This is a genomic window from Microbulbifer harenosus, from assembly GCF_005771435.1.
Classification (GTDB): Bacteria; Pseudomonadota; Gammaproteobacteria; order Pseudomonadales; family Cellvibrionaceae; genus Microbulbifer; species Microbulbifer harenosus.
Map to the genome: position 1 here is coordinate 1 of NZ_VANI01000054.1, position 776 is coordinate 776.

Below are 776 nucleotides of genomic sequence, written 5' to 3' on the forward strand. Positions count from 1 at the left end.
ATGGAACTCTCAGCAAAACAATTCAAAATCATCGAAGAATTGCTACCTACCCAGCGTGGCAATGTAAAAATTTCTAACTTGCAGGTATTGAACGCCATTTTGTACATCGCCGAACATGGCTGCAAATGGCGTGGACTACCTAAGCGGTTTGGCCGTTGGCACAGTATCTACATGCGCGCAAATCGCTGGGCCAAGCAAGGTGTGCTGGATCGAGTATTTTTTGCACTCCAGGAAAATAACGTAATCAACATCCAAGTGGATCATGTTTCTCTTGATTCGACCGCTGTAAAAGTGCACCCAGATGGCACCGGAGCGTTAAAAAAAACGGTCCTCAATCTATCGGCAAGTCACGAGGCGGATGGACCACCAAAATTCATATGGTCGCAGCTGGTCACAATCGAGCCGTAGCATTCTCCCTCTCGCCTGGACAAGCTGGAGATGCGCCTGAAGGTCGAAAACTACTGAAATCTCTTGAAAACTGCGGCTGGGATGGTGCCAAAGTGATCATGGATAAAGCATACGAAGGTGATGAAACCCGACAGTTGGTCTTTGATCTTGGAATGGAACCCGTCGTGCCCCCCAAGAAAAATCGACTGAGCGTGTGGGAGTATGATCGCGAGTTATACAAAAAGCGGAATGAAGTGGAGCGACTATTTCGACGGCTTAAAGGCTTTAGAAGAATTTTTTCTCGATTCGACAAGTTGGATGTCATTTTTACGTTTTTCATTCACTTTGCGTTGATAGTAGACACGCTATTTAGTGTGAACAGGCCCTAG

At 46.4% G+C, this 776-nt stretch carries 1 protein-coding gene; it reads left to right on the forward strand.

Annotation, left to right across the window (positions count from 1 at the left end; translation table 11 throughout):
• A protein-coding gene (locus FDY93_RS19295) for an IS5 family transposase (RefSeq protein WP_138237388.1) occupies positions 1-776 on the forward strand; the annotation gives its coding sequence in 2 pieces (ribosomal slippage) (positions 1-316 and positions 316-776; 777 coding nt in all).